This window comes from Glaciecola punicea (assembly GCF_001756615.1).
Classification (GTDB): domain Bacteria; phylum Pseudomonadota; class Gammaproteobacteria; order Enterobacterales; family Alteromonadaceae; genus Glaciecola; species Glaciecola punicea.
The window spans coordinates 1-25,263 of sequence record NZ_LZXY01000006.1; the positions used below are offsets into that span (position 1 = coordinate 1).

The 25,263-nt window shown below is 42.9% G+C and carries 23 protein-coding genes; 13 read left to right on the forward strand and 10 right to left on the reverse strand.

Features of this window, described 5'->3' with window-relative positions; translation table 11 throughout:
* The first annotated feature begins 379 nt into the window (after nt 1-379).
* Nucleotides 380-1,000: a LysE family translocator gene (locus BAE46_RS08520; protein WP_040520998.1), complete on the forward strand. Its 621-nt coding sequence runs from the start codon at nt 380-382 to the stop codon at nt 998-1,000.
* Nucleotides 1,001-1,091: 91 nt separating this feature from the next.
* Nucleotides 1,092-1,625: a gamma carbonic anhydrase family protein gene (locus tag BAE46_RS08525; RefSeq protein WP_070112372.1), complete on the forward strand. Its 534-nt coding sequence runs from the start codon at nt 1,092-1,094 to the stop codon at nt 1,623-1,625.
* A 70-nt stretch (nt 1,626-1,695) separates the two neighbouring features.
* Here the strand turns inward: BAE46_RS08525 and aroE are convergent, their stop codons facing one another.
* The 8 genes from aroE to BAE46_RS08565 all read right to left on the reverse strand — a co-directional run bounded on the left by aroE (nt 1,696) and on the right by BAE46_RS08565 (nt 8,941).
* Nucleotides 1,696-2,526 carry a shikimate dehydrogenase gene (aroE, locus tag BAE46_RS08530; RefSeq protein ID WP_006006648.1) on the reverse strand — a complete coding sequence of 277 codons (831 nt, stop codon included), beginning with the start codon at nt 2,524-2,526 and terminating at the stop codon, nt 1,696-1,698.
* Between the two features lie 122 nt (nt 2,527-2,648).
* Nucleotides 2,649-3,350, reverse strand: a complete 702-nt coding sequence (locus BAE46_RS08535; protein ID WP_006006650.1) for an OmpW family outer membrane protein — start codon at nt 3,348-3,350, stop codon at nt 2,649-2,651.
* Nucleotides 3,351-3,523: 173 nt separating this feature from the next.
* Nucleotides 3,524-4,543, reverse strand: coding sequence for an adenosine deaminase (locus BAE46_RS08540; RefSeq protein ID WP_006006652.1), 1,020 nt, complete (start codon nt 4,541-4,543; stop codon nt 3,524-3,526).
* A gap of 57 nt (nt 4,544-4,600) precedes the next feature.
* Nucleotides 4,601-5,557 (reverse strand): oxygen-dependent coproporphyrinogen oxidase, encoded by a 957-nt coding sequence (gene hemF / locus BAE46_RS08545; protein ID WP_006006654.1) that lies wholly within the window; start codon nt 5,555-5,557, stop codon nt 4,601-4,603.
* Entirely contained in the window at nt 5,554-6,126 is a 573-nt protein-coding gene (gene tsaC, locus BAE46_RS08550) for an L-threonylcarbamoyladenylate synthase type 1 TsaC (RefSeq protein WP_006006656.1), read from the reverse strand. Before tsaC ends, hemF begins: the two co-directional genes overlap by 4 nt.
* Entirely contained in the window at nt 6,127-6,708 is a 582-nt protein-coding gene (locus tag BAE46_RS08555; RefSeq protein WP_006006659.1) for a DNA topoisomerase family protein, read from the reverse strand.
* Nucleotides 6,709-6,758: 50 nt separating this feature from the next.
* On the reverse strand, nt 6,759-7,901 hold the full coding sequence (dprA, locus tag BAE46_RS08560; protein WP_070112374.1) for a DNA-processing protein DprA: 1,143 nt from the start codon (nt 7,899-7,901) through the stop codon (nt 6,759-6,761).
* 140 nt (nt 7,902-8,041) lie between these two features.
* Nucleotides 8,042-8,941, reverse strand: a complete 900-nt coding sequence (locus BAE46_RS08565; RefSeq protein ID WP_006006663.1) for a hypothetical protein — start codon at nt 8,939-8,941, stop codon at nt 8,042-8,044.
* A 266-nt stretch (nt 8,942-9,207) separates the two neighbouring features.
* Between BAE46_RS08565 and def the strand changes: the two genes are divergently transcribed.
* From def to trkA, 4 genes are all read left to right on the forward strand, one after another.
* The gene (def, locus tag BAE46_RS08575; protein WP_006006666.1) at nt 9,208-9,717 is read left to right on the forward strand and encodes a peptide deformylase; all 510 of its coding nucleotides are present in this window, start codon (nt 9,208-9,210) and stop codon (nt 9,715-9,717) included.
* Nucleotides 9,718-9,742: 25 nt separating this feature from the next.
* A complete protein-coding gene (gene fmt / locus BAE46_RS08580) occupies nt 9,743-10,708 on the forward strand; it encodes a methionyl-tRNA formyltransferase (protein ID WP_006006667.1) in 966 nt (321 codons plus the stop codon).
* The gene (gene rsmB / locus BAE46_RS08585) at nt 10,705-12,093 is read left to right on the forward strand and encodes a 16S rRNA (cytosine(967)-C(5))-methyltransferase RsmB (RefSeq protein ID WP_083256840.1); all 1,389 of its coding nucleotides are present in this window, start codon (nt 10,705-10,707) and stop codon (nt 12,091-12,093) included. The genes fmt and rsmB overlap by 4 nt, the downstream gene beginning before the upstream one ends.
* Before the next feature lie 61 nt (nt 12,094-12,154).
* Nucleotides 12,155-13,531, forward strand: coding sequence for a Trk system potassium transporter TrkA (gene trkA, locus BAE46_RS08590; RefSeq protein ID WP_006006670.1), 1,377 nt, complete (start codon nt 12,155-12,157; stop codon nt 13,529-13,531).
* 30 nt (nt 13,532-13,561) lie between these two features.
* Here the strand turns inward: trkA and BAE46_RS08595 are convergent, their stop codons facing one another.
* The gene (locus tag BAE46_RS08595; protein WP_006006672.1) at nt 13,562-15,013 is read right to left on the reverse strand and encodes a TrkH family potassium uptake protein; all 1,452 of its coding nucleotides are present in this window, start codon (nt 15,011-15,013) and stop codon (nt 13,562-13,564) included.
* A 604-nt stretch (nt 15,014-15,617) separates the two neighbouring features.
* Here BAE46_RS08595 and polA point away from each other — a divergent pair.
* On the forward strand, nt 15,618-18,401 hold the full coding sequence (polA, locus tag BAE46_RS08600) for a DNA polymerase I (protein ID WP_070112378.1): 2,784 nt from the start codon (nt 15,618-15,620) through the stop codon (nt 18,399-18,401).
* A 271-nt stretch (nt 18,402-18,672) separates the two neighbouring features.
* Here polA and yihA read toward each other — a convergent pair whose 3' ends face one another.
* Nucleotides 18,673-19,290, reverse strand: a complete 618-nt coding sequence (gene yihA / locus BAE46_RS08605; RefSeq protein WP_006006676.1) for a ribosome biogenesis GTP-binding protein YihA/YsxC — start codon at nt 19,288-19,290, stop codon at nt 18,673-18,675.
* A 181-nt stretch (nt 19,291-19,471) separates the two neighbouring features.
* Between yihA and BAE46_RS08610 the strand changes: the two genes are divergently transcribed.
* The 6 genes from BAE46_RS08610 to BAE46_RS08635 all read left to right on the forward strand — a co-directional run bounded on the left by BAE46_RS08610 (nt 19,472) and on the right by BAE46_RS08635 (nt 25,243).
* On the forward strand, nt 19,472-20,095 hold the full coding sequence (locus tag BAE46_RS08610; RefSeq protein WP_006006678.1) for a c-type cytochrome: 624 nt from the start codon (nt 19,472-19,474) through the stop codon (nt 20,093-20,095).
* Between the two features lie 470 nt (nt 20,096-20,565).
* Nucleotides 20,566-21,114: a GTPase-activating protein gene (locus BAE46_RS08615; RefSeq protein WP_006006680.1), complete on the forward strand. Its 549-nt coding sequence runs from the start codon at nt 20,566-20,568 to the stop codon at nt 21,112-21,114.
* Between the two features lie 9 nt (nt 21,115-21,123).
* The gene (locus BAE46_RS08620; RefSeq protein WP_006006682.1) at nt 21,124-21,573 is read left to right on the forward strand and encodes a DUF2489 domain-containing protein; all 450 of its coding nucleotides are present in this window, start codon (nt 21,124-21,126) and stop codon (nt 21,571-21,573) included.
* 189 nt (nt 21,574-21,762) lie between these two features.
* Nucleotides 21,763-22,671 carry a glycine--tRNA ligase subunit alpha gene (gene glyQ, locus BAE46_RS08625; RefSeq protein ID WP_006006684.1) on the forward strand — a complete coding sequence of 303 codons (909 nt, stop codon included), beginning with the start codon at nt 21,763-21,765 and terminating at the stop codon, nt 22,669-22,671.
* A gap of 2 nt (nt 22,672-22,673) precedes the next feature.
* Complete coding sequence (gene glyS / locus BAE46_RS08630; RefSeq protein WP_006006686.1) at nt 22,674-24,770, forward strand: glycine--tRNA ligase subunit beta; 2,097 nt, start codon at nt 22,674-22,676, stop codon at nt 24,768-24,770.
* 20 nt (nt 24,771-24,790) lie between these two features.
* Nucleotides 24,791-25,243: an early set domain-containing protein gene (locus tag BAE46_RS08635; protein WP_006006688.1), complete on the forward strand. Its 453-nt coding sequence runs from the start codon at nt 24,791-24,793 to the stop codon at nt 25,241-25,243.
* Nucleotides 25,244-25,263 lie beyond the last annotated feature (20 nt).

The following is a 25,263-nucleotide window of genomic DNA, read 5'->3' on the forward strand; positions in this document are numbered from 1 at the left end:
AAAGTTTTTCTTGAAGTTTGTTGTTACAAATACATGCTTCAAAATCTTACATCGCGTCGTCTAAACAACACATAAATATTGACACTTCAGGCGACTGGTTTAGCCTATACTCTCTAAGCTTTTCCTTGTCTCCCCGAAGCGAGAGGCGCATTCTACATAGATAAATTATATGTACAAGCCAATTTTTAAATTAAGTGATTTTTTATATTCATTTGATTACTTTTGCATCGAATCGCTTAAAATATGGTTCTCTTTTAACAAATACGCTACATATAGCACGGTATAAGTTGTGTTGACGATTCTTAAGAATCCATTAATATTACGGTCTACCATCTATAATACTTGGGTTTAACACCCTTTAAGAAGAAAAATAGCCTTTATGCCAGACTTTACGGTTTTAGTGATTTTCATTCCTACATTCTTTCTAATCTCACTCACGCCTGGCATGTGTATGAGCTTGGCGATGACTTTAGGCATGACAATAGGGGTAAAAAAAACACTCTACATGATGGCGGGCGAGGTAATTGGTGTTGCCCTCGTGGCAATACTTGCAGTAATTGGTGTTGCTAGCATAATGATTCAATATCCCACAGCCTTCACTATATTTAAGGTGGTAGGTGGTCTATACCTTACTTATTTAGGGATTAAAATGTGGATAAGTAAAATTTACGTAGAGCTTGATACTGCTATTCCCTTAAGTAGTATTACCCCCATAAAACTTACCACGCAAGGGTTTGTTACTGCTGTAGCCAATCCGAAGGGATGGGCTTTTATGATTTCATTGCTTCCCCCCTTCTTAGATATTGCAAAACCATTGCCTATTCAACTCCTAGTGTTAGTATTTATTATTATGATAAGCGAATTAATTTGCATGCTACTTTACGCCAACGGCGGCAAATGGCTAAGACAGCTTTTGAATAAAAGCGACAAGGCCCAGTGGGTAAATCGAATTGGCGGTGGTTTGTTAGTACTCATCGGGGTTTGGTTGGCTTTTTCTTGAAAAGTACCTAATTATTGCGGTACAACTACGCATTTTAAAAGTCATCGCGCTGAATAATACTAATCATTTTTTTAATTTACCGAGACGATCCATGCCAATTACTGCATTTAAGAAAATTAGACCCACGTTTGATAACAGTGTCTATATAGACACTACCGCACTACTAGCAGGTGATATACACCTTGGCAGCGACAGCAGCATTTGGCCTTTAGTTGCTGCACGCGGCGACGTTAACATTATTCGCATCGGCGCGCGCAGTAACATTCAAGACGGTAGCGTATTGCACGTAAGCCGCCCCACTAAGAAAAATGCAAACGGTTATCCCTTAATCATTGGAGACGATGTAACCGTGGGCCATAAATGCATGCTACATGGCTGCGTTATTGGCAATCGCGTATTGGTTGGCATGGGCGCAATTGTAATGGATGGCGTGGTAGTGGAAGATGACGTATTTATTGGCGCCGGTGCCTTAGTTACGCCAAACAAGCGACTGGAGAGCGGATTTTTATACGTTGGCAACCCAGCCATTAAAAAACGTGCGCTGCATGATCATGAAAAAACGTTTTTGACAGAATCGGCAAATAACTATGTGATGCTTAAAAACGAATATATGGACGAAGCTTAGATACATCGCTAGTCTTAACTGGTGCCCCGGCGCAATTTTACTGACACAGACGTGATTATTGGTCCTTTGGTCACTTATTCAAATCGCGCAAATGAAGGTAAACAGGCTCACAAGAGGGCCTCTGACCAAACCACAGGTAAAAACTTTGCGCCGCTTGGTTAACTAGCATCCCTAAACCATCAACAACCATTGTGCAGCCCAAACTAGTCGCTTTTTGCATAAACACTGTGGGCTTATTAAGATAGACCATGTCGTAAACACTTGGTTGGTTGGCAAAAACACTATCAGGTAAATCGGGTAGTTCATTTTGCAGACTCAAGGACGTTGCATTTATGACAATATCAAATGCCTGCATACTGGCACTGTCGTATAGTCTCGCTTTTGAGTTTGCATAGCGGTTAGTATGTCTGACTAACGCTTGCGCTTTATCTACACTTCTATTATAAATTGCAATGCTGTTAATACCGGCATCAAGCAACGCCGGTATTGCGCCCTTCGCTGCACCACCGGCACCAATCATCAATATGTTTGCTTTATTTACAGCAATATTATGTTGATGCAGGTCATTGACCAATCCTACACCATCGGTATTGTCACCTGTAAAGCCGTTATTTTGCCTTATAATCGTGTTAACCGCTCCTGCTCGCTTAGCTTGAGATGACAATGTGTCTACCCACTGCAATGCGTCAAGCTTAAAAGGCATGGTCACGTTAGCACCAATACAAGATATGTCGGCAAAGAACTGATCAGCCGATAAAGCAAAACCATCACTTGGTGCTAAGCGCTTTTGATATTGTAAAGGAAGATTGAATTGACTAGCAAACATAGAATGAATAATAGGTGATTTACTTTGCTCTATTGGGTTTCCAAATACACAGGCAATTGCGGGATATGTCGACAAGTGATAGTCCTTAAAAATGAGTCATGTCTAATGATACTCAAAAACACGAGACATTCCTAAAGGTAAAAAGCCCCGCGATAAATGCGAGGCCCTATAACTAGTTTTACTTCTACTTGTTTTAGTTAAAACTTGTAGCCAACTGAAATGGTGTAAACAAACGGATTGATGTCAACTGACTCAATTGAACCCAAATCTGCGCCATTTACTTTAAAGCTAGCGTCAGTTTCAAGGCCAATATAGCGCACCGACGCATTTAAGAAAATACCGTCAGCAATTTTATAATCAGCGCCAATTTGCGCCGCTAAGCCAAATGAGTTATCCAAACTTAAATCAGAAATGGTAGCGCCAATCGCGCCGTTTATGGACTCTGCGCTAGTGGTATTGAAATCTTCATCAAAAAAGATCGTGTAGTTTACGCCAAGACCAACGTAGGGCTGAAACGCAGCGCTTCCATGATTGAAGAAATAGTTCGCGGTTATCGTCGGGGGTAAATGTTTAGTTTTCCCCAAGTTTCCACCACTGGCTAAGTCTATTTTATGAGAGAAAGGGGTAGCAGCTAATACTTCTATATTCCAGCTGTCGCTTAAGAAGTACGCAACGTTTAGGCCAAGCTGTGTGTTGTCGTCAACGCTAACGCCGCCAACCACAGCTTCACCAATTTGAAAGTTATCGCCGCCAACCAAAATATTAGTGCTTGAATCATCTGGTGCAACGGTTGTGAAACCGGCACGAAATAGAATATCGCCGGCTTCATGGGCGAACGCATTTACGCTAGATAACGCTAGAGCAGAAACAAGGGCAGTGCAAAGTATAGTTTTTTTCATTACGTGCTCACTATATTAATTAAAGGGGAAACCAAAAATCTTGCGTCATATAGTAAAGTGCGTGGAAATAAAAATATTGATGTAGATTAATAGATGTTAACGACCTGCAATAAAATCGCTTAATTCATTGATCTATATCAAGTAAAATAGAGCATATTGCAAATAAGCAAATGTCAGTCGGTAGCAGTCAATGCCCGTATTTGAGCTAGCCAGTGCTGCTTTTGAGATTCAGGTAAAAAACTCGCCGTAAAGCTGTTGCACACTAGCTGCGCTAACGCTTGTTCAGATAGGGATAAATGATGAGCAAGCGCATGGAAATTGTCGTCTAAGTAGCCGCCAAAATAGGAAGGGTCATCCGAGTTAACAGTTACCAGCAAACCATCATCAAGCAACTGGATTATGTTATGCTGCGACATTTCATTCACCACGCGCAGTTTGAGGTTGCTAAGTGGGCAGACTGTTAAGGGAATCTGCTGCTCTTTTAAATAAGCCATTAGGCTTGAGTCTTCAATACTGCGAACACCGTGATCTATGCGATCAACTCTTAGTAATTCAAGCGCCTCCCATACATATTCAGGGGGGCCTTCTTCACCCGCATGCGCAACTAACTTAAAACCCAGTTCTTTAGCTTGGGCAAACACATGTGTAAATTTAGACGGCGGATTACCTAACTCAGAGCTGTCTAAGCCTACCGCCGTTATCATTGAATAATATGGACGCGCATCTGCTAAAGCTTCAAGAGCGCTTAACTCACTAAGGTGACGTAAGAATGACAAAATAAGATATACCGACATGCCAAATTCGGCCTTAGCTTTTTGGATAGCGCGCGCAAACCCTGGCATAAACACAGCGTAATCGATACCTCGTTGCGTGTGAGTTTGGGGATCAAACATAATCTCAGTATGCACAATATTTTGTTCATAGCATTTGCATAAATACGCCCACATAAGCGCAAAAAAATCGTCTTCGTCGCGCAATACATCGGCACCTTGGTAGTATAAATCCAGAAAATTCTGCAGATTCTCAAATTGATAAGCACTTTGTATGGCTTCAACATTCGCAAACGGCAATGCTATATTATGCTTTTGCGCTAAATCCCACATTAACTGAGGCTCTAAACTGCCCTCTATATGCAAGTGTAGTTCTGCTTTAGGCAGTGTGTGAATTAGGTGTTTAAGCCTTTTCGACATCATACTTGACGCTCCTATCAACTACTTATATACAAAAGTCACGTTTGTTCACAAAAAAGCTTACAAATTAAGCCAGTCTATCGGTTTAAGATACTGTTGAATTTTCCCTTCAGGCGACTCTGGCGACGGTTGATAATTATATTCCCACCGAGTAAGCGGTGGTAAAGACATGAGAATTGACTCAGTGCGCCCGCCGGTTTGCAAGCCAAACAAAGTGCCTCTATCGTATACTAGGTTAAACTCAACGTAGCGGCCGCGTCTGTATAATTGAAACTGACGCTCTCTTTCTGTAAAGGGTGTGTTCTTACGTTTTTCTACGATAGGGATATAGGCGTCTAAAAACCCGTTACCCACGCCTTGCATAAAGGAAAATGACTTATCGAAACCCCATTTGTTTAAATCGTCAAAGAACAAACCGCCCACGCCACGGGTCTCATTTCTGTGTTTTAAGAAAAAGTAATCATCGCACCACTTTTTATATTTCCCATATACCTCGTCACCAAACGGTGCACATACATCACACGATACTTTATGCCAATGCTTAGCGTCATCGGTAAACACATAAGAAGGCGTTAAGTCAAAGCCTCCCCCAAACCACCATATAGAAGGTTCACCTTCTTTTTGCGCCACAAAAAAACGTACGTTAGCATGACTCGTGGGCACATAGGGGTTGTTAGGATGAATAACGAGAGACACTCCCATGGCCTGAAAACTGCGACCGGCGAGTTCAGGCCTTGCCGCGGTGGCAGAAGGTGGCATTTGATTCCCATGCACATGCGAAAAGTTAACGCCGCCTTGCTCAATGACACTGCCGCTGCGCATCACCCGCGAACGGCCGCCGCCGCCTTCTTCTCGTTCCCACTCGTCTTGTACAAAAGACCCGCTACCATCAGCTAAACAAAGCGTATCGCAAATGCTTTCTTGCAAATTCAGTAGAAAGGCTTTAACACTGTCTATTTGAGCTTGCGTGACAATATCGCTTGCACTAGGAGATGGTGTAGGATTAGTATCGCTCATGCACGTATGGTTTCCATGGTTAAACTGTGAAATATTTTACTCGGTGATGTTTGTTCGCCTAAGGCCCCAGCAACTACAGGCAAGTCCTTGCCAAAATAGTCACGCACTTCCTGTTCGCTCTTCGCCGGCATTTCACCTGCAGGATTCGCGCTGGTAGAGACCAGGGGCTTGCCCAAATGCTGACACATTTGCACCACCAGCGGATGACGACTAATACGCACGGCAAGCATAGCAGAATCGCCGCTTATCCAGTCGGGTGTTTTCGGCGACTTCGGTAGTAACCAAGTAACAGGCCCAGGCCATGTTGCCAGGATTTGACTTTGTGCGCTTTGATCAAGTGTGTCAAACAGCACATAAGGCGCTATTTGCGAAAACTCGCTGGCAATCAATATCATGCCTTTTTCCACTTCACGGCTTTTAAGTGACAATATTTTATATACCGCCTCTTTATTAAGTGGGTCGCAGCCTAATCCAAATACCGCTTCGGTTGGATAAGCAAATACTTGGCCGTTAGCGTACCAAGTACTTAGTGTTTGTAGCACATCTTGTTTTAATAGTTGTGTTGTCATTTATTCGCTTTCATCTATAAGGTGCGCACAATCTGCATTGGCACATAAAAGTATTTTTTCACCCTTGGTTTTTACCAGCATAATATTGGCATTACACTGTGGGCACGATTTATCGACAGGCTCGTTGTTTAGCAGGTACTTACACTTTGGATAATTATCGCAGGCATAGAAGAACTTTCCAAATCGATTCTGTCTTTTTTGTATCATGCCTTTTTTACAGCTAGGGCAAGCTACAGAATTGTATTGTGCCTGAATCTGCTTTTGTTGATTAGTCGAAATAAAGTGACAACTTGGAAAGTTTGTACAGCCTATAAACATACCATAGCGGCCTTTCTTAACCGCAAGCGGCTCATTGCACTGCGGGCAATGACTATCCTGCATTACTTTTAAGGTGCTCACTTCGGTGCTAGTAAGCGATTTAGAATAATCACATGACGGGTATGTAGTACAGCCCAAAAAGCTTGATTTACCAACATGCTTTAGCTGCAAAGGCGCGCTACACTTTGGACAATCACCATATGCAACCTGGTTAGCCTGATGTGAAGAGTGCTCTGGAAATATAACGTCTTTTTTTTTAGACATTCGCGCTTTTATTCATAAGGTTTCTCTTATTTTTGTAGCATGTTGAGCATTTACTTCGCTTTCAATTTGACATAGCCTTGCGCAGTTGAGGTGATAAGCCCTCGCAGTTCGTACTCCAAGAGCTGAAGTAAGACCTCGTTGAGGGGCATAGCCGTGAGCATAACAATACTATCTATTGAGGTTGCAACATAATCAACACTATCTAACAATAGATCAGATGCCAAGTCCTCATGTGTTTTATTGTCGGCTTTTTTCGGCTGTTTGGCAATGCTAGGAATCTCATCCAATATATCTTGAATATCTTCGGTAAGTTTTGCGCCTTGTTTGATTAACCAGTGACAGCCATGCGCATTCGGATTATTAACATTGTTAGGTATTGCAAACACTTCCCTATTTTGTTCAATGGCGTATTTGGCGGTCACTAAGCTACCGCTTTTTATCTTTGCTTCCACCACCACGGTGCCTAAACTCATGCCACTAATAATGCGATTCCTGCGCGGAAACATGGTTGCGACTGGAAATGTGCCTAATAAAAACTCAGACACAAGCGCACCACTTTGTGCTACATCCATGTAAAGTTGTTTATGGCGTTTTGGATACACCACATCTACGCCGCATCCTAGTACACCTATGGTGGGTAAATTATTAGCTAAACTTGCCTGGTGACAGGCAGCGTCTATACCTAGCGCTAGACCACTGACACTTAGTGCACAAGTATGTTCTGCTAAATTTTGAATAAGATCGTGGGTGGTCTGCACAGCACTAAATGAGGCCTTACGACTGCCCACAAAGGCAATTTGCGGCTGCGACAGCAGCGCAATGTTGCCTGACACAAATAAGAACAGCGGCGGGCGTGATATTTGTTTTAACAGGGGTGGATAATCTTCACATTCAAGACTCACAAAATGATGTTGATCAGACTCGCAAATCCACGCTAGGGTCTGTGCCTTCTGTTTTGAAAGTGTTTTGTTGTTAATAGACATAGCGTTGACTTGCTCACTGGACCATCCAATTGCGCTTAGCTGCGAGTGACTTTTTGTTAATAGTTGGCTTAAGCTACAGCTTAGTTTAGTCGCGCTGGTGGATAGGCGAATATAGCCAATTTGGGGAATATTGTTTAGCCTAAGCCAGTTGCTCACGAGAGCCTCGAGGGTGTTTTGTGATGTGTGAGGGGGATTAAATAAAGTAGACATGTGACTTTCCTTCCTTGGAATCATCAAAGTGATATAAATATGTATGCACTAGTGTGCTTGTAATTATGCTTGTTTAATCGTTGTAAAATACTTCGTAACTACAATAAAACCATCAATCAACTATTATCAGTTGCAATTAACTAAGGCTTCGCAATAATTTCGCCGCCCGTTAAATGAGTGTCAGTTTTAATTACCCACGCATAGCTAGCCTCTTCAAAGCTTTGAATGACCACAAGCTCGCCTACTTTAAACGCGGGTTGTTCAACGCGTTCGCCCGACGCAAGTATATCTAGCAAGCTGCTTTTTTTAGCATAGCGCGGGGCAGCTTTACTGATTACATCGGGGCCTTTTTGATAAATGCCAAACACGGTACCTGGCGATACCTGATTTTCACCCAGATTAACAATCACAACATCTTGCATGCTGATAAGCGAATTACCATTGATATTTTGCACAACTTCACCGACCTGATCTTGCGCAGGAGCAAGCCTTAAGTCATGCTCCTTTACCTTACTTTGCGGCTTTAGTTTGTCACCTTGCTTCGCTTCAAAAGTACTTAAGGTAAGACGCACAACTTGACGCTCATCAGACAAGATCTTACTCACTTCAGCGTTGCTTAGGTGACTAATTTGTAAACCAAGATTATTACCCTTACTGTCGAAAACTTCGCGCACCTTGCGCACAACCTGATAAGAGGCATTAGCGTCGGGCAGATTATGCGCTAGTACATAATCTTGGTTAGTAAAACGTGGGGTACCTAAATTATCACCCAGTAATGTTGGTAGCAGCGCGTACTGATGGGCATCTATCATAATGTCATTTTTTATGAAGGGCGATATCATTGACCACGGCAAAACAGAGATAGGATTAACTTTATTTGTCACACGACTTTGTGGGCTTAGCACCACAGAGGTTTTGACGTAAACCTTAGGGGCGTCCGATTTTATATTTAAGACGTCGGCAATTGCTAAACTCACATTAGTCCATATTAATGCTAAAAGTAGTGCTATTGTTCCAATTAATGCCGCACCATGTGTCATGTTTTAATTACCTTACAAGAATACAGATTCATATCTGGATTGAGTGTTGTATAATAGTTAATCGGTTTAAATCCTATAAAATTAAGCCCAATAAGCTTGAATTTGCGTTATTAGTCGCAAATTCTACACCTAAGCAAGCGCTCAAGATTGAACGCGAGTGCAACGTGCTACCATTGCCATAGCATGTTAAGTTAATATGACATTTGGTAGATACGAATTGTGAACCAATGTTATAAATATTGATACTGACCCAAAGAGTAATTTTTATGTCCACATTAGAAGTATTAACCTTTCCCGATGAACGCTTGCGTACTGTGGCCAAACACGTGCCAGCGGTAGACAAAAGCATTCAAACTTTGGTAAAAGATATGTTTGAAACAATGAAGGAAGAAAAGGGAATTGGCCTTGCCGCTACGCAGGTTAACGTGCATAAGCGCGTAGTCGTAATGGATGTATCTTCCGATCAAAACGAGCCCTATGTGTTTATAAACCCTGAAATTATTGAAAAAAGCGGTTCAATCATAAGCGAGGAAGGCTGTTTGTCGGTTCCCGATAATTATGCAAAAGTAGATCGAGCCGAGTTTGTAAAAGTACAGGCGCTAAACGAAAAGGGCGAAAACTTTGAGCTTGAAGCCCATGGTTTGTTAGCAGTGTGTATTCAACACGAGCTTGATCATCTGCAGGGAAAGCTTTTTGTAGATTATTTATCGCCTTTAAAACGCGATCGCATTAAGAAAAAACTTGAAAAAGAAGCGCGCTTGGCCGCAAAAGATTAATCACTACGATCCATAAGGACTTACTTTGCGCATCATTTTTGCTGGTACACCCGATTTTGCAGCTTCGCATTTGCAAGCACTACTTGACGCCAAACATTCAATAATAGCGGTTTACACGCAGCCCGATAGGCCGGCAGGACGCGGAAAAAAAGTGGCTAGCAGCGCGGTTAAGACCCTCGCCCTAGCGCACAATTTACCTGTTTTTCAACCCGCATCGCTTAAAACACAAGAGGCGCATGAAGCGCTACGTGCATTAAATGCCGACCTTATGGTAGTAGTAGCTTATGGGCTTATATTGCCCGCTGAAATACTCAACGCACCTGTGCACGGCTGTATTAATGTGCATGGTTCAATATTGCCAAAGTGGCGAGGTGCCGCGCCCATTCAACGTGCCCTATGGGCAGGCGATAAAGAAACAGGCGTTACTATTATGCAAATGGACGAGGGCTTAGATACGGGCAATGTGTTATCAATTCACACAATTGATATAGCAAATGAAGATACCAGCGCGACACTTTATGACAAACTAGCTTCTTTGGGGCCTAAAGCCTTAGTAGAAAGTTTGGCCAAATTCACTCAACTTTCGGCGATAAAGCAAGATGATACGCGGGCAAGCTATGCGGCCAAATTAAGCAAAGCAGAAGCGTATCTAGATTGGCAAGTGCCAGCTCAACAGCTAGAACGTAATATTCGTGCATTTAACCCGTGGCCAGTGGCTTGGTTCACGCATCATGGCAAATCAATAAAAGTCTTTCAAGCACATGTCCGAGAAGTTGAAGATGCCATTCACTTATCTTTTACACCAGGAAAAGTTATTTCTTTTGATAGACATGGCTTGCAAATAGCCACCGGTAAAGATGTAATAGTTATCACTAAACTGCAGCTTGCAGGAAAAAAAGCGCAGGAGCTTGCAGATATTGTGAACGGCCAAGCTTCGTTGTTTTGTGCTGATGAAATACTAACTGCCACAGCGCCGGATTCAGACCAATGAAGCACCCCTTAGCCATTGACGTGAAAGCACTAAAAAGCGCCGCCCCTAGTAAAGACTTACTGTTTATTAAACACCCTGTTAATAAGCGATCAGACGCAAGCTGGGTGCTTTTCCAAATATTAGAACACGGTCGTTCAGCTAGTGAAGTGATGCCAATAGCGTACGGCCGCTATGAGAAACCCCAAGAGCGGGCTTGGTTGCAGGAGATGGTATATGGTTGCTTACGCAATTTACCAGAGCTACAGGTCTGGCTTAGGCAGTTACTTAACAAGCCCCTTAAAAAGCAGCAAAAAATAATTGAGCATTTATTAATGCTGGGTATGTATCAGTTGGCCTATTCGCGCACCGCAGAGCACGCCGCTGTGTCAGAAACCGTTGACGCCTGCAAACAAATGAAAGAAATAGCCTTAAGCGGCTTAGTAAACGCTGTGCTGCGGCGCTTTCAACGCGAAAATATTGAGCAACAAGTGCACCAACAGGCGCACATAAACCTTGGCTTACCAAAGTGGTTATACAAGGCTTTAGTTACACACTACGGCGAAAGCCATGATATTGCGCAGCTTGCGAAACAAATGCATACTCGCGCCCCCTTATGGCTAAGAGTAAACACTCAAAACAATACGCTAGCAAAACTTGAAGCGAAACTTCAAGGGGCGGATTACAGCGTTGAACGTGTTGCAAATAACACACTTAAGATCAGCAATGCGGGTGAAATTCTCAGCATTCCTGGATTTGCAGAAGGTCACTTCGCAATACAAGATTTAGCTGCTCAACAAGCAGCGCGCATTCTTGATACGCAACAAGGTGATATCGTCTTAGACTGCTGCGCCGCGCCTGGCGGAAAGTCAGCCAGCATTTTAGAACACCAGCCACGTCTAGGCCATTTATATATGCTTGACGCTGACGAAAAACGTATGCAGCGGGTGCATGAAAACTTTGAACGCCTAGGCCACAGTTTACGCTTCAATGAGCGACTGAGCTTTGTTGTACAAAATGCGGCGTACTTGAGCGAAAATAGCGACTTACCTAAATTTGACAGAATTCTACTAGATGCACCTTGTTCAGCTACCGGCGTTATCCGCAAGCACCCTGATATAATGTGGCTGAGAAAACCTAACGATATTAACGTGCTGGTAGACTTACAAAAACAAATACTAGCAAGCGCGTGGCAAACATTAAAGTCAGGCGGCACATTGGTGTACGCCACCTGTTCTATACTGCCGCAAGAAAATATCCAACAAATTGAAGATTTTCTTGCCACCCATAATGACGCTACACTCGAACCCATAACAACACATAAAAATGAAACCTTGAGCAATTGGCAAATTTTACCCGGCCAAGACGACATGGACGGTTTTTTCTATGCCAAGCTTCGCAAAGCATGAGCACGATTGCAAAGTTGCACTGTGCTATCAGTAGAATTAGTGCGTGACTACATAGGCTAATATGAAAATAATTATTATTGGTGCAGGCCAAGTGGGCGGAACCTTAGCTGAGAATTTAGCGGGTGAGAAAAATGAAATTACGATTATCGACTCTGACCAAAATATACTGTCTAATTTACAAGACCGTTTAGACATACAAATAGTGTGTGGTATTGGTTCGCATCCTGACATCCTCAAAAAAGCTGGCGCGCAAGACGCCGACATGCTTATTGCGGTTACCAATAGCGATGAAAGCAACATGATGGCCTGTCAAGTAGCACACAGCTTATTCAGAACGCCCACTAAAATTGCTAGAGTACGCTCAGAACAATACATTATTTATCAAGAACAGCTGTTTCAACATAAAGAAATACCGGTCGACCATTTAATTGCCCCAGAGCAATTGGTGACTGCGGCCATAAAGCGCTTGATAGATTACCCAGGTGCACTTCAGGTGGTTGAGTTTGCCGACGGACGAGCAAGTTTAGTCGCCGTAAAGGCTTACTACGGCGGCTTATTAGTCGGACATGCACTGTCTGCACTTAAAGAGCATATGCCAAATGTAGATACGCGTGTTGCCGCAATTTATCGGCGCGGGCGTCCTATTCGCCCTCTAGGTTCAACTGTTATAGAAGCCGACGACGAAGTATTCTTTATTGCCGATACCAAACATATTCGCGCAGTAATGAGTGAACTACAAAAACTAGAAGCCAGCTATAAACGCATTATGATTGCCGGCGGCGGATTAATAGGCGCCGGTTTAGCCAAAAAACTCGGCGACAAGCACAACGTTAAGCTTATTGAATATGACAGCGAACGCGCCAACTATTTGTCAAGCACGCTCGATAACGTCATTGTATTTCATGGCGATGCCTCAGACGCGAGCTTGCTTAGTGAAGAAGGCGTTGAACGCGTAGACGCGTTTATTGCGGTCACCAACGACGACGAAGCAAATATAATGTCGGCGATGCTGGCAAAGCGAATGGGCGCGGCCAAAGCGATGGTGCTAATTCAGCGTAATGCTTACGTAGATTTAGTGCAAGGCGGCGATATCGACATCGCATTCTCGCCGCAGCAGGCAACCATTTCGGCCCTGCTTACGCATATTCGCCGCGGCGATATTGTGAATGTGCATTCACTGAGGCGCGGCGCGGCCGAGGCAATTGAAGCTATAGCCCACGGCGACGAAAAAACGTCAAAAGTAGTGGGCAAGCAGATTAAGGATATTAAGCTACCCCCTGGCACCACCATTGGTGCGGTTGTGCGCGCCGACGAAGTGCTTATTGCCCACAGTGATACCGTTATTGCGGCGAACGACCACGTTATTTTATTTTTAGTAGATAAAAAGTTTATTGGCGCTGTTGAAAAGCTGTTTCAGCCTAGCGCGCTGTTTTTTTAGTACGTTTGCAGCAAGCTCATCTAGTGAGCACTAACTCCGCCAGAATGCAGGCGAGAACAAGACAAGGAGCGAGAATATCTCAAGCCTGCCAAACAGCATTGCGGTCATTAGTAGCCACTTTCCAGCGTCTGAGACCTGAGCATAGGTGCCGGCAACAGAGCCTAAGCCGGGGCCAAGGTTATTCAGCGCCGCGGCGGTGGCTGAGAACGCGGTAATATTATCAAGCCCGGTACCGATTAGTCCTATCATGATAACCACGAACACCACCGCATAGGCTGCAAAAAAGCCCCACACAGCTTCAACCACACGGCTGGGAATAGCTCTTTCGCCTAGCTTAACTGAGTACACCGCTTTTGGGTGAATAAGCCTGTCTACTTCACGTTTGCCCTGAATAAACAGCAGTAGTACCCGAATGACTTTTAAGCCACCTGCGGTTGAGCCCGCACAGCCACCGATAAAGCTTGAGAATATAAGCAGTATTGGTAGAAATGAAGGCCATGCCGAAAAGTCTGTTGTGGTAAACCCGGCGGTAGCGCTTATAGATACGGCTTGAAACAGTGCTTGGTCAAGTGTGACCTCAGCTGAATCGTAAACAGAATATTTAACCAAAACCAAAAAACAAATGGTAACAAGCACGAATTGAATGGTGAAAAAAGCTTTACACTCGGGATCTTTAAAATAATTACGAATGTTTCTGCCACTTACTGCAGAGTAATGCAATGAGAAATTAAGAGCAGAGATCCATAAAAATACCACGCATATAATATTGACCGCAGTACTATTAAAGTGCCCTATATTGGCATCGTAATTTGAAAATCCACCGATTGCTATAGTGCTAAAGGCATGGCAAACGGCATCAAACAAGTTCATTCCAGCTAGCCAGTATGCAAAGCTACAGGCTACCGTTAACGACAAGTAAATGTACCAAAGGTGTTTAGCGGTGTCGGCTATACGCGGTGTCATTTTGGAATCTTTAACTGGACCTGGAATTTCAGCCCTATACAGCTGCATTCCGCCTACCCCCAAAATTGGCAGGATGGCCACCGCTAAGACAATAATGCCCATACCGCCTAGCCACTGTAGTTGAGCACGATAGAACAATACCGCTTTTGGCATAAAATCTAAGCCTTCGATAACGGTGGCGCCGGTGGTGGTTAGGCTAGAAAATGATTCAAATAAGGAGTCGGTAATACTCATTTGCGGTTGGTCGAGTAAAGCAAATGGCAAAGAGCCAAAGGTGGCCAGTACCGTCCAAAACAGCACCACAATTAAAAAGCCTTCTTTGGCTCGAAGATCGGCTTTTTCTTGGCGATGAGGGTACCAAAACGCTAAGCCAGTTATTAAGGTGAATATAAACGCAACTACAAAGGCAAGGCCACCGCCGTCACCGTATATAAGAGAAACGAGTGCAGGTGGCAGCATGGTGACACTAAAAAGTGAAACCAATAAGCCCAAAATTCTGATGATCGTGCCGTATTGCACCTACTGCGCACTCCGTTTTAACATGTTACTGTTCTTGCCTTTTATCAGTATTGTATTCCTTTGCCGTAATAATTACAGTGCTTTGCTTGATATATTTTGCGACGCTTTATATTTACGTACCGAAGTGGTGAATAGCGATAGTACAATACACGAGTATTAATCAAACATAGTGCCAAATCCTAATATTTATTTATAAGTCATTGAAGAAATTAAATAAAAAAAATAAGCGATAATTTCACTTGGCAAAAACAAAATGTGTGCTAAGTTGTTTACGTAAGTGATGCAAAATCATTTAGTGTTTACTTTTTTGAAGCGCAACAATTAGCGTAATAAAAAATAAAATGAAGTAAAGCAAAATAGATAGAAACTAGCCAAGCTAGTTACAGCAACACAATAATAAAGAATATGGAAATACAGATAACCTGCTCGTTTCATTCCAAATCTTATCCTACCCAGTACTTTTTTTATGATAAAAAAGGTAGTTCCACTGTGCACTTAGAATGTGTTATTCACAAAGTTATCCACATAAAAAATTAGCAGATTAATCGTTTTAACGATTACTTTCAATAGCTTACAATCTTATATTTTAAACAGAGGCTTTATTATGCACAATGACAATGAATCACCGTTGGTACTCGTCGATGGTTCTTCTTATCTGTTTAGAGCTTTTCATGGCATGCCCCCACTAACAAACTCAAAAGGCGCAGATACCGGCGCGATTTACGGCGTAGTTAATATGCTGCGATCTTTGGTAAAAGACTATAAGCCTACCCATATGGTAGTGGTGTTTGACGCCAAGGGCAAAACCTTCAGAGATGACATTTACCCTGAGTATAAAGCCAATCGTGCCGCCATGCCCGATGAACTAAGAGGCCAAATTGCGCCTTTGCACAAAATAGTAAAGGCAATGGGTTTTACCATGATAGTGCAGCCTGGCGTTGAAGCTGACGACGTTATTGGCACGCTAGCTCGACAAGCGTCACAAGCTGGCATATCTTGCGTCATTAGCACAGGTGACAAAGATATGGCGCAGTTAGTAGACAAACACGTAACGCTTATTAACACCATGACACGCACCACCATGGATATAGACGGTGTGCTTGAAAAGTTTGGCGTGCCGGCTGACCTTATTATCGATTTTCTTGGCCTTAAGGGTGACAAAGTCGACAACATCCCTGGTGTGCCGGGTGTAGGTGACAAAAGCGCCATCGCGATGTTAAACGGCATAGGCGGCGTGAAAGCTATATATGAAAATTTAGATAAAATTGCTGAGCTCGACTTTCGCGGCGCTAAAACCATGGCAAAAAAGATGGAGCAATATAAAGAACAAGCTTTGCTTTCGTATCAACTTGCCACTATTGACACCGAATTGCCCTTAAACTTAGAGCTGTCTTCTTTTACCATTGATGAAATGGATAAGCCGCTGCTGCGCGAAATGTTTACTGAATTAGAATTTAAACGCTGGTTAGGTGAAGTAAGCGACGCCGACACCCTTAAACAAGTGGCCGGCAAACAAAACAACAACGATAATATAGTATCGGGCAGCGAAGTTTCTGCCACCGCGCCTATCGACACCAGCCAGTACCACACCATTTTTAGCGAGGAAGACCTAAGCGCATTAGTTGACAAAATAAACAGCAGCGACTTTTACGCCATGGACACGGAAACCACCAGTGTTGATTACATGCAGGCTGACATAGTGGGTTTATCATTTGCTTTCGCAGACGACTCAGCTTATTACGTTCCCGTTGCACATGATTACCCAGGCGCACCTGCGCAGCTTGATCGAGACTATGTGTTACAAGTCTTAAAGCCGTTAATAGAAGACACCGCGCCCAAGAAGATTGGCCAGCACATCAAGTACGACAAAAATGTACTGGCAAACTACAATATACACCTCCACGGCATACTGTGTGACACCATGCTGGCAAGCTATGTGTTAAACAGTACCGCTACCCGTCACAATATGGATAGTTTATCACTGAAATATTTGGGCCACAAAACCATAGGCTTTGAAGAAATAGCGGGGAAAGGCGCAAAGCAACTTACCTTTAATCAAATTGAACTAGAGCTTGCTGCTAAATATGCCGCTGAAGACGCCGACATCACTCTACGCTTGTATTTGACGCTCAAAACATTGCTTGAAGCACAAAGTGGGCTCTCAGATTTACTCAATGATATAGAAATTCCACTGTCAAGTATTTTGGCAACCATGGAGCAAACAGGCGTTTATATTGATTCGCAAAAGCTTGGACAACAAAGCCAAGATCTCGCCAAGCGCATTATGGAGCTTGAAAACCAAGTCCACGAACTTGCGGGTGAAAGTTTCAATTTAGGCTCTACAAAACAGCTGCAGCATATTTTGTTTGAAAAACTGGCGCTGCCAGTCAAGAAAAAAACGCCTAAAGGCGCGCCCTCTACATCAGAAGAAGTGTTGCAAGAACTTGCCCTAGAATATGAACTCCCCGCATTAATTATGCAGTTTAGAGGACTCATCAAACTTAAAAATACCTACACCGACAAGCTACCACGGATGATCAACCATCGCACCAATCGCGTGCATACGTCTTATCATCAGGCCGTTACTGCCACAGGCAGGCTGTCTTCAAGCGATCCAAATTTACAAAATATTCCTATTCGCACACCAGAAGGTCGCTTGGTTAGACAAGCTTTTGTTGCTCGCAGCGGCTATAAAATAGTCGCGGCAGATTATTCTCAAATTGAACTGCGCATTATGGCGCATTTAAGCAAAGATAAAGGCTTGCTAGACGCGTTCTCTAAAGGTTTAGACGTGCACAAAGCAACCGCCGCAGAGGTGTTTGGTGAATCACTTGACGCGGTCACCGATAATCAAAGACGCAGCGCAAAGGCAATCAACTTTGGGCTTATTTACGGCATGTCAGCCTTTGGTTTAGCCAAACAATTGGGCATTCCTCGCTACGATGCTCAAAATTACATGGATAAATATTTTGACCGCTACCCCCGCGTGCTGACCTACATGGAATCTACCCGTAAAGGCGCAAAAGAAACGGGCTATGTAACAACCGTATTTAACCGGCGCTTATATTTGCCTGACATTAATGCCACCAATGGCCTACGCCGAGCAGGTGCTGAGCGCGCTGCAATAAACGCGCCAATGCAGGGCACCGCAGCCGATATTATTAAAATTGCGATGATTGCGGTAAGCGATTGGATAAAAGATTTAGACGAACCATCGCACGTTATCATGATAATGCAGGTTCACGATGAACTAGTATTTGAAATTAAAGAAGATAAAGTCGCAGAGTATGTTGAAAAAATAAATAAGCTTATGGAAAACTGCGTAAAACTTGATGTACCATTAGTGGTAGAGGCAGGCGTTGGCGATAACTGGGATGAAGCTCACTAATAAGATCACTTAAGAGTATGGCCGTCATAGCGATTTTACTAGTAGTGTTAGCCAAAGCGCGATGCAGTGCAGTGCAGCCTTGACAATAAAGCAGTAAGTGCGAACAAATGCTAATTTTATTTTTTAATTATCTGGGAACTTTTAGTATGGCAAGACGCTCATAGTAGTGTGTGTTGTTTTTCCCTGAGAATTGCCCCGCTTTGTGTGTGAACGGGGCATTTTTTTTAACCTTCTGCATATTCCTTATTTTGTAAGCTTTCTTGGTAACCGTTTACTCTCTTACAGCAGACTTATTTGGTATTTGAAGCCACTGAGATACTTTGCTTTCAACCTCCAAAAGACCTAATCCGTTGAGCGATGAAAATACGTTGACGGTAACATCGCCATTAAAAGCAATACAGGCTTCACGCACCATTAACAACTGGCTATTACGCTTACCCGATTTCAATTTATCGGCTTTGGTCAAAAGGATTAACACAGGCAAATTTGCACTTACCGCCCAATATACCAGATCTTGATCAAGATCTTTTAGAGGATGTCGTATATCCATCAACACAACCAGACCCTTTAGACATTCTCGTTTTTGCAAATACTCTCCTAGAGACTTTTGCCATTTCAGCTTCATCTCTAAGGGGACTTTTGCGTAACCATAGCCAGGAAGGTCAACAAGTCTTCGTTCATTGTCTAACTCAAATATATTAATTAATTGAGTACGCCCAGGTGTTTTACTGGTACGCGCTAGATTTTTCTGACGCGTTAAGCGATTAAGCGCGCTAGACTTACCTGCGTTTGAACGACCGGCAAAGGCAACTTCACCGCCCTTAAACGGGTCGAGGTGAGAGATATCAGGAGCACTGGTGAGAAATTTTGCAAGGGTAAAATAAGACATAAGTAATAAAACAAGTTAAATAAAGACTAAACAGGCGTTAAGTTTACACCTAAAGCATAAATTTGTTTGATGTAAATCCATAGTATTATGAAGGAAATGTTTTTTTAGAGCATTATTTGTGTAAAATATCGGGCTATCACAACTGGTGATCAGTTAAACCTCACTTTTAGAGAGCGTAAGTATGAAAAAATATTGTTTAATCTTAGCTTTATTCGTAGCCACCACCGCTATGGTGCAAGCAAAGGGCGACGCAGAAGCTGGAAAAACAAAGATGTTAGTGTGCGCAGCATGTCACGGCACTGACGGCAACAGCGTTATCCCTATGAATCCAAAACTAGCCGGTCAGCATCAAGGTTATTTGGTCAAGCAACTTCAAGAATTTAAGCTCGCATCGCAAACAGGCGGTAAAGAAGGACGCAACAACGCTATTATGAATGGTCAAGCGATGATGCTTAGTGAGCAAGACATGTACGATCTTTCTGCTTATTTCTCAAGTCAAGATCTAAAAATTGGTGAAACGCCAGAAGATGTTATTGCACGCGGTGAAGCACTTTACCGCGGCGGCGACTCTGCACGTGGTATTGCAGCTTGTATTGCATGTCACGGCGGTGATGGTAAAGGGATGAACCTTGCTGGGTTTCCCGTTATTGGTGGCCAACACGCTACCTACACTAAAACGCAGCTTGAAATGTTTCGGTCAGGGGAGCGTCATAATGATTTAAACGGTATGATGCGTGGCGTAGCGGTAAAACTAACAGACGAAGATATTTCTGTGCTTTCTCAATATTTAGAAGGTCTTTATTAATTTATTTGTAAAATTATTGTTAAAAATGTTGTAAATAATATTTATATGGGTATTATCACCTCACTTGCAAAGCAAGACAAAGACCATAAGAGTTAAGTCTAAAGCTTATTAAGTAATACTAAAAAATAATAATGCGTAAGGGAAGACCGAAAACAAGTTCGCTATCTTGCTAATAACAATAAAAAGAAAGCGTAGCATTGAACATAGCACATGAGGTGCTAATACGGGAGAGGTGTCTTAAGACGCTCATTCAATAAAGGTGATAACTTCGGTTATCGCCTTTTTTCTTGTTCGTTTTTTAAGCAATGCACTTATAATTAGTTATTCTTTTGAAAGTCCGTTTAAAACCCACACTCATTAACGAACACATTCTTTGTTGTATTGCTTGGCGTAAGGTATAATCAGCGAATACCTATTCAAACTTACAACTAATCACTTAACATGCTAAGGCGTGTTAAATCGAGAATACAATGCCACGAAAAAAATCTAGAACTGAAGACCGTATTGCTATACCAAAGTCTAAAGTGCCACGCATAAACACCACGGTTGAAAAACCAAAAACTAAATCAGGTAATAAATCAGGTACCCGTCAGCAACTCGCTGAAGCGATACTCGCATCTAACAAAAAACGCAGTCAAGACCCGCGTTCAGGCAGTAAAAAGCCTATTGATTTAGCAAAGTATGCAAAAGATGGTCAAGATCCACTTAGCACTCACGGCAAAATAACGTCTAATCTTAGCGCCACTGAAAATATAAAATATAAAACGCCACAGGCCGAGTTAAACGCGATCGAAGCCGATAAAGAGCTTGAAGGTTTGCTCGAAAAACAAGAGGGAGAGATCTTGACCTCCTGGGAGCTGGCCTATGTTGACAAAATGACAGCACGATACCGAGTACTTTGCGAACTACTGGGCATAGACGTTGACGACTACAGCGAAGATGAGCTTAATGAAAATAAAAAAGAAGATGATCCATTTGCTAATTTAGACGCAATAAAGATTGATGATTTTAAGGATTAATCTTTTTATATGACTATAAATATAATTTTAGTAACAGCGGGCGTCGTTGTCATTGTCGGATTAGCGGTATATGCGTTTCGATTAATGTCACAGGTGAAATCTCAGCAAGACAAACAGCAGGCAGTGCGCATGAAACGCGTTGCGTCAATGCAGTCGTCTATTCATACAATCGCATTTGCGATGCAACAACAGCAGTGCGATTTATCAGAAGGGGTTATTCGTATTTGTAGACTTCTTGAAGCCATGCCCGTAGTTCCGCATCCTGACTATGCCAAAGAGTTTCCACACACCCACGAACTGTTTGAAAAAGTCAAAACTTATCCAACTCACGAAGCACGTTCTTTATTAACTAAAGCGCAACGACGAGAGCAAGACAAGGAACGCCAAGAAATCGAAAGTCAGTTAGAGAGTAAAATCCTTACAGAAACTGAAGCATTACGCAAACTCGAAGTCGCCTAAACAATATCGGCGGCAATTCGCGCGTTTCACCTCTTTTACGCCTGCATTTGGCCATTTGCTGCTTAGCAGAATGTTTCAAATCGCGGTATATTCGCGTATTCCTCGATATTACTACGATTATACGTAATAATACTCACCGTTTATTTTATACTATTTAAGCAACTACTAAGGCTAAAGACTGTTAAGGCTATGCAAAACTACGATTTAAACACCTTCCAAGGGTTAATTTTGGCACTACAAGATTATTGGGCACAGCAAGGCTGCGTCATTATACAACCCTTAGATATGGAAGTGGGTGCTGGCACCTTTCACCCTATGACGTTTTTACGCTCATTGGGTCCTGAACCGATGAACAGCGCTTATGTGCAGCCATGCCGACGACCTAACGACGGCCGCTACGGCGAAAACCCTAACCGTTTACAGCATTACTATCAGTTCCAAGTAATGATGAAGCCCTCTCCGAGCAATCTTCAAGAACTGTATTTAGGCTCATTAAAAATGCTTGGTTTTGACCCTTTAGTGCACGATATTCGTTTTGTTGAAGATAACTGGGAGTCACCTACCTTAGGCGCGTGGGGTTTAGGCTGGGAAATTTGGCTAAACGGCATGGAAGTTACACAGTTCACCTATTTTCAGCAGGTTGGCGGCATTGAGTGCAAACCAGTTACCGGAGAAATCACCTACGGACTTGAACGTTTGGCTATGTACATGCAGGGCGTTGACAGTATTTACGACCTAGTCTGGACGCAAGGACCTTATGGCAAAGTAACTTACGGCGATGTTTTTTTACAAAACGAAAAAGAGCAGTCTACCTACAATTTCGAATATGCCGATGTAGGCTTCATGTTCACCACCTTTGATGAATGTGAAAAGGCCAGTAAATTGCTGATTGAGAAAAAGCTTCCCCTGCCTGCTTATGAACAGGTAATGAAAGCCTCGCACGCATTCAACATGCTCGATGCTCGCCATGCAATTTCGGTAACTGAGCGCCAAGGTTATATTCTACGCGTAAGAACACTGGCAAAGGCCTGCGCGCAAATGTATTTTGAGACCCGCGAAGCTTTGGGTTTTCCATTGTGCAAGTCTCAGGAGCTATAACCATGACCGACATAAAAACACATACTTTGTTGGTTGAATTAGGCTGTGAAGAACTCCCCCCTAAATCTCTCAAACAATTGTCGGATAGTTTCGCCGCGAATTTAGCGCAAGAACTTAACAAATTAGGCTTTGCCTTTAAAGAGTGTATTCCATTTGGTGCACCGCGCCGATTAGCCGCAGCATTCACATATTGTGCCCGCAAGCAAAGTGACAAACAGGTAGATAAGCGCGGACCTGCGGTGTCTGTAGCCTTTGACAGCGAAGGTAAAGCAACTCCTGCAGCATTAGGCTGGGCCAAAGGCAATGGTATTACAATTAATCAAGCCCAGCGCCTCAAGACCGATAAGGGAGAATGGCTTGTTTACAAAGCGCTTGTGCCGGGTCAAAGCCTCGATACACTATTACAAGGCGCCTTGGAGCGGACAGTCAAACAACTGCCAATTCCAAAAGCAATGCGCTGGGGAAGCAGTGATATTGAATTTATACGCCCCGTGCACACTTTGTGTGTAATGTATGGTCATGAAGTGCTTAACTTAAGTCTGCTAGGTCTTGAGTCTAGCAACATAGTATCAGGGCACCGATTCCATGGCGATCATGTCGTCAGTTTGGACCATGCAGACAAATATGTGTTACTAATGAAGCAACAGTTTGTGCTAGTTGACTACAACAGCAGAATGCGCGCTATTGAAGATCAGTTAATTGCGCAATCTACTGCATTAAACTTAACACCGGATTACGATAATGCGCTACTTGAGGAAATATCGTCATTAGTGGAGTGGCCTGTGGTACTTCAAGCTGAATTTGAACCCGCTTTTTTAGAGGTACCCAAAGAAGCTTTAATATATACAATGAAGGACGACCAAAAATATGTACCTTTGCTAGATACAAAAGGTCAACTGTCGTCTATTTTCCTGTTTGTGTCCAACATTGAAAGCAAAGATCCTGCGCAAATTGTGGCGGGTAACGAAAAAGTTATTCGCCCAAGGCTGTCAGATGCAAAGTTCTTTTTTGATGCGGATAAAAAAACCACGCTTGCAGATAAAGCCCGTAAGCTAAACACTATTTTGTTTCAAAAAGAACTGGGAACAGTGGCTGAGAAATCTGCTCGTGTAATGCAAATAACGCAAGCCATTGGCGCACTTATTCACGCTAGTGAGCAAGACCTCAACGATGCTGCGCGCGCTGCTACCTTAGCCAAAGCTGATCTAGTCAGCAATATGGTCATGGAATTTCCGAGTGTTCAAGGGGTGATGGGCTACTACTATGCCTTGCACGATGGTGAAAATGAAAATGTAGCCAACGCGATTAAAGAACAATACTTGCCTCGTTTTGCTGGCGACGAACTTCCTCAAACCACTGCAGGCATGCTAGTGTCATTAGCTGAGAAATTGGATACCTTAGTGGGTATTTTTGGCATAAACAAATTACCAAAAGGTGACAAAGACCCCTTCGCATTACGCAGAAGCGCCATTGGTATCTTACGCATCCTTCTGTCGTTTAATATTAATGTAAGCTTAAGCGAAATTGTGAGCAAAGTGGCTGGCTTATTTGGTAATAAGCTCAGTAATAAAAAGGTTGAAGCACAAGTGGTAGCGTTTCTACTTGACCGTCTAAAACCTTTTTACGCCGACTTAAACATTAACGCCGACATTGTAAGCTCGGTACTGTCAAGCGAGACCAAGCAGTCCCTTAGCGATATTAACCAACGTGTAATGGCGGTAACAGAATTTGCAAAGACCGATGTTGCTGAAAGCTTGGTAAAAGCAAACAAGCGAGTAGCTAATATTCTGGATAAGAACGGCATAAATTTGGATAACATTGCAAACATAAACCAAACATTGTTTGAAGAACAAGAAGAACGGGCTTTATATGCGAACTATGCAGCCGTTATGGAAAATTTACCGCAGCTTGTTGAGCAAAGTAACTACACCGAAGTACTCACCCAGCTTTCGTCGCTCAAAACTAGCCTAGACGATTTCTTTGATAAGGTCATGATTATGGCTGACAATGAAGCCGTTAAAGCGAATCGCATTGCGCTGATTTCGCATATTCGTAAGCAGTTCTTATCGGTTGCCGACATTTCGGTATTAAACTTTTAAATAATGAGAAAACAACTGTAATGTATGCAAGATTAATAAAATTCACCGCGGTACTTATAGCCCTTCAGGTGCTGACAGGCTGTGTTTCATCAGGCTCTTCTGACTTTCTTGAACAAGCAGAGCAAAAAGATTATTCAAATATGTATTTGCGCGGCGTATTTAACTGGTGGGAAGTAGATGAAGCTTTTAAGCTAGTGCAAAGTAGCAACGGTAGTTATGCAGTGTCTATAGAGCTTATTGCAGATGGACAACCTTACGACTTTAAAGTAGCAGACAATAGCTGGAGCATGCCTTTAAACTGCGGCAGTGAATTCGACGCAGTGCCTATAGAACTGAACAAAGCAGTTGAGTTGATGTGCACAAGCGACTCACTTAACCTTAAATTCACACCCGCCCAAACCGCCATGTATCGATTTATTTTAGATATTTATAACAACAGTGAACCTAAACTTGTAATAGAAAAAATGGATTGAATATTAATAATAGACATTAA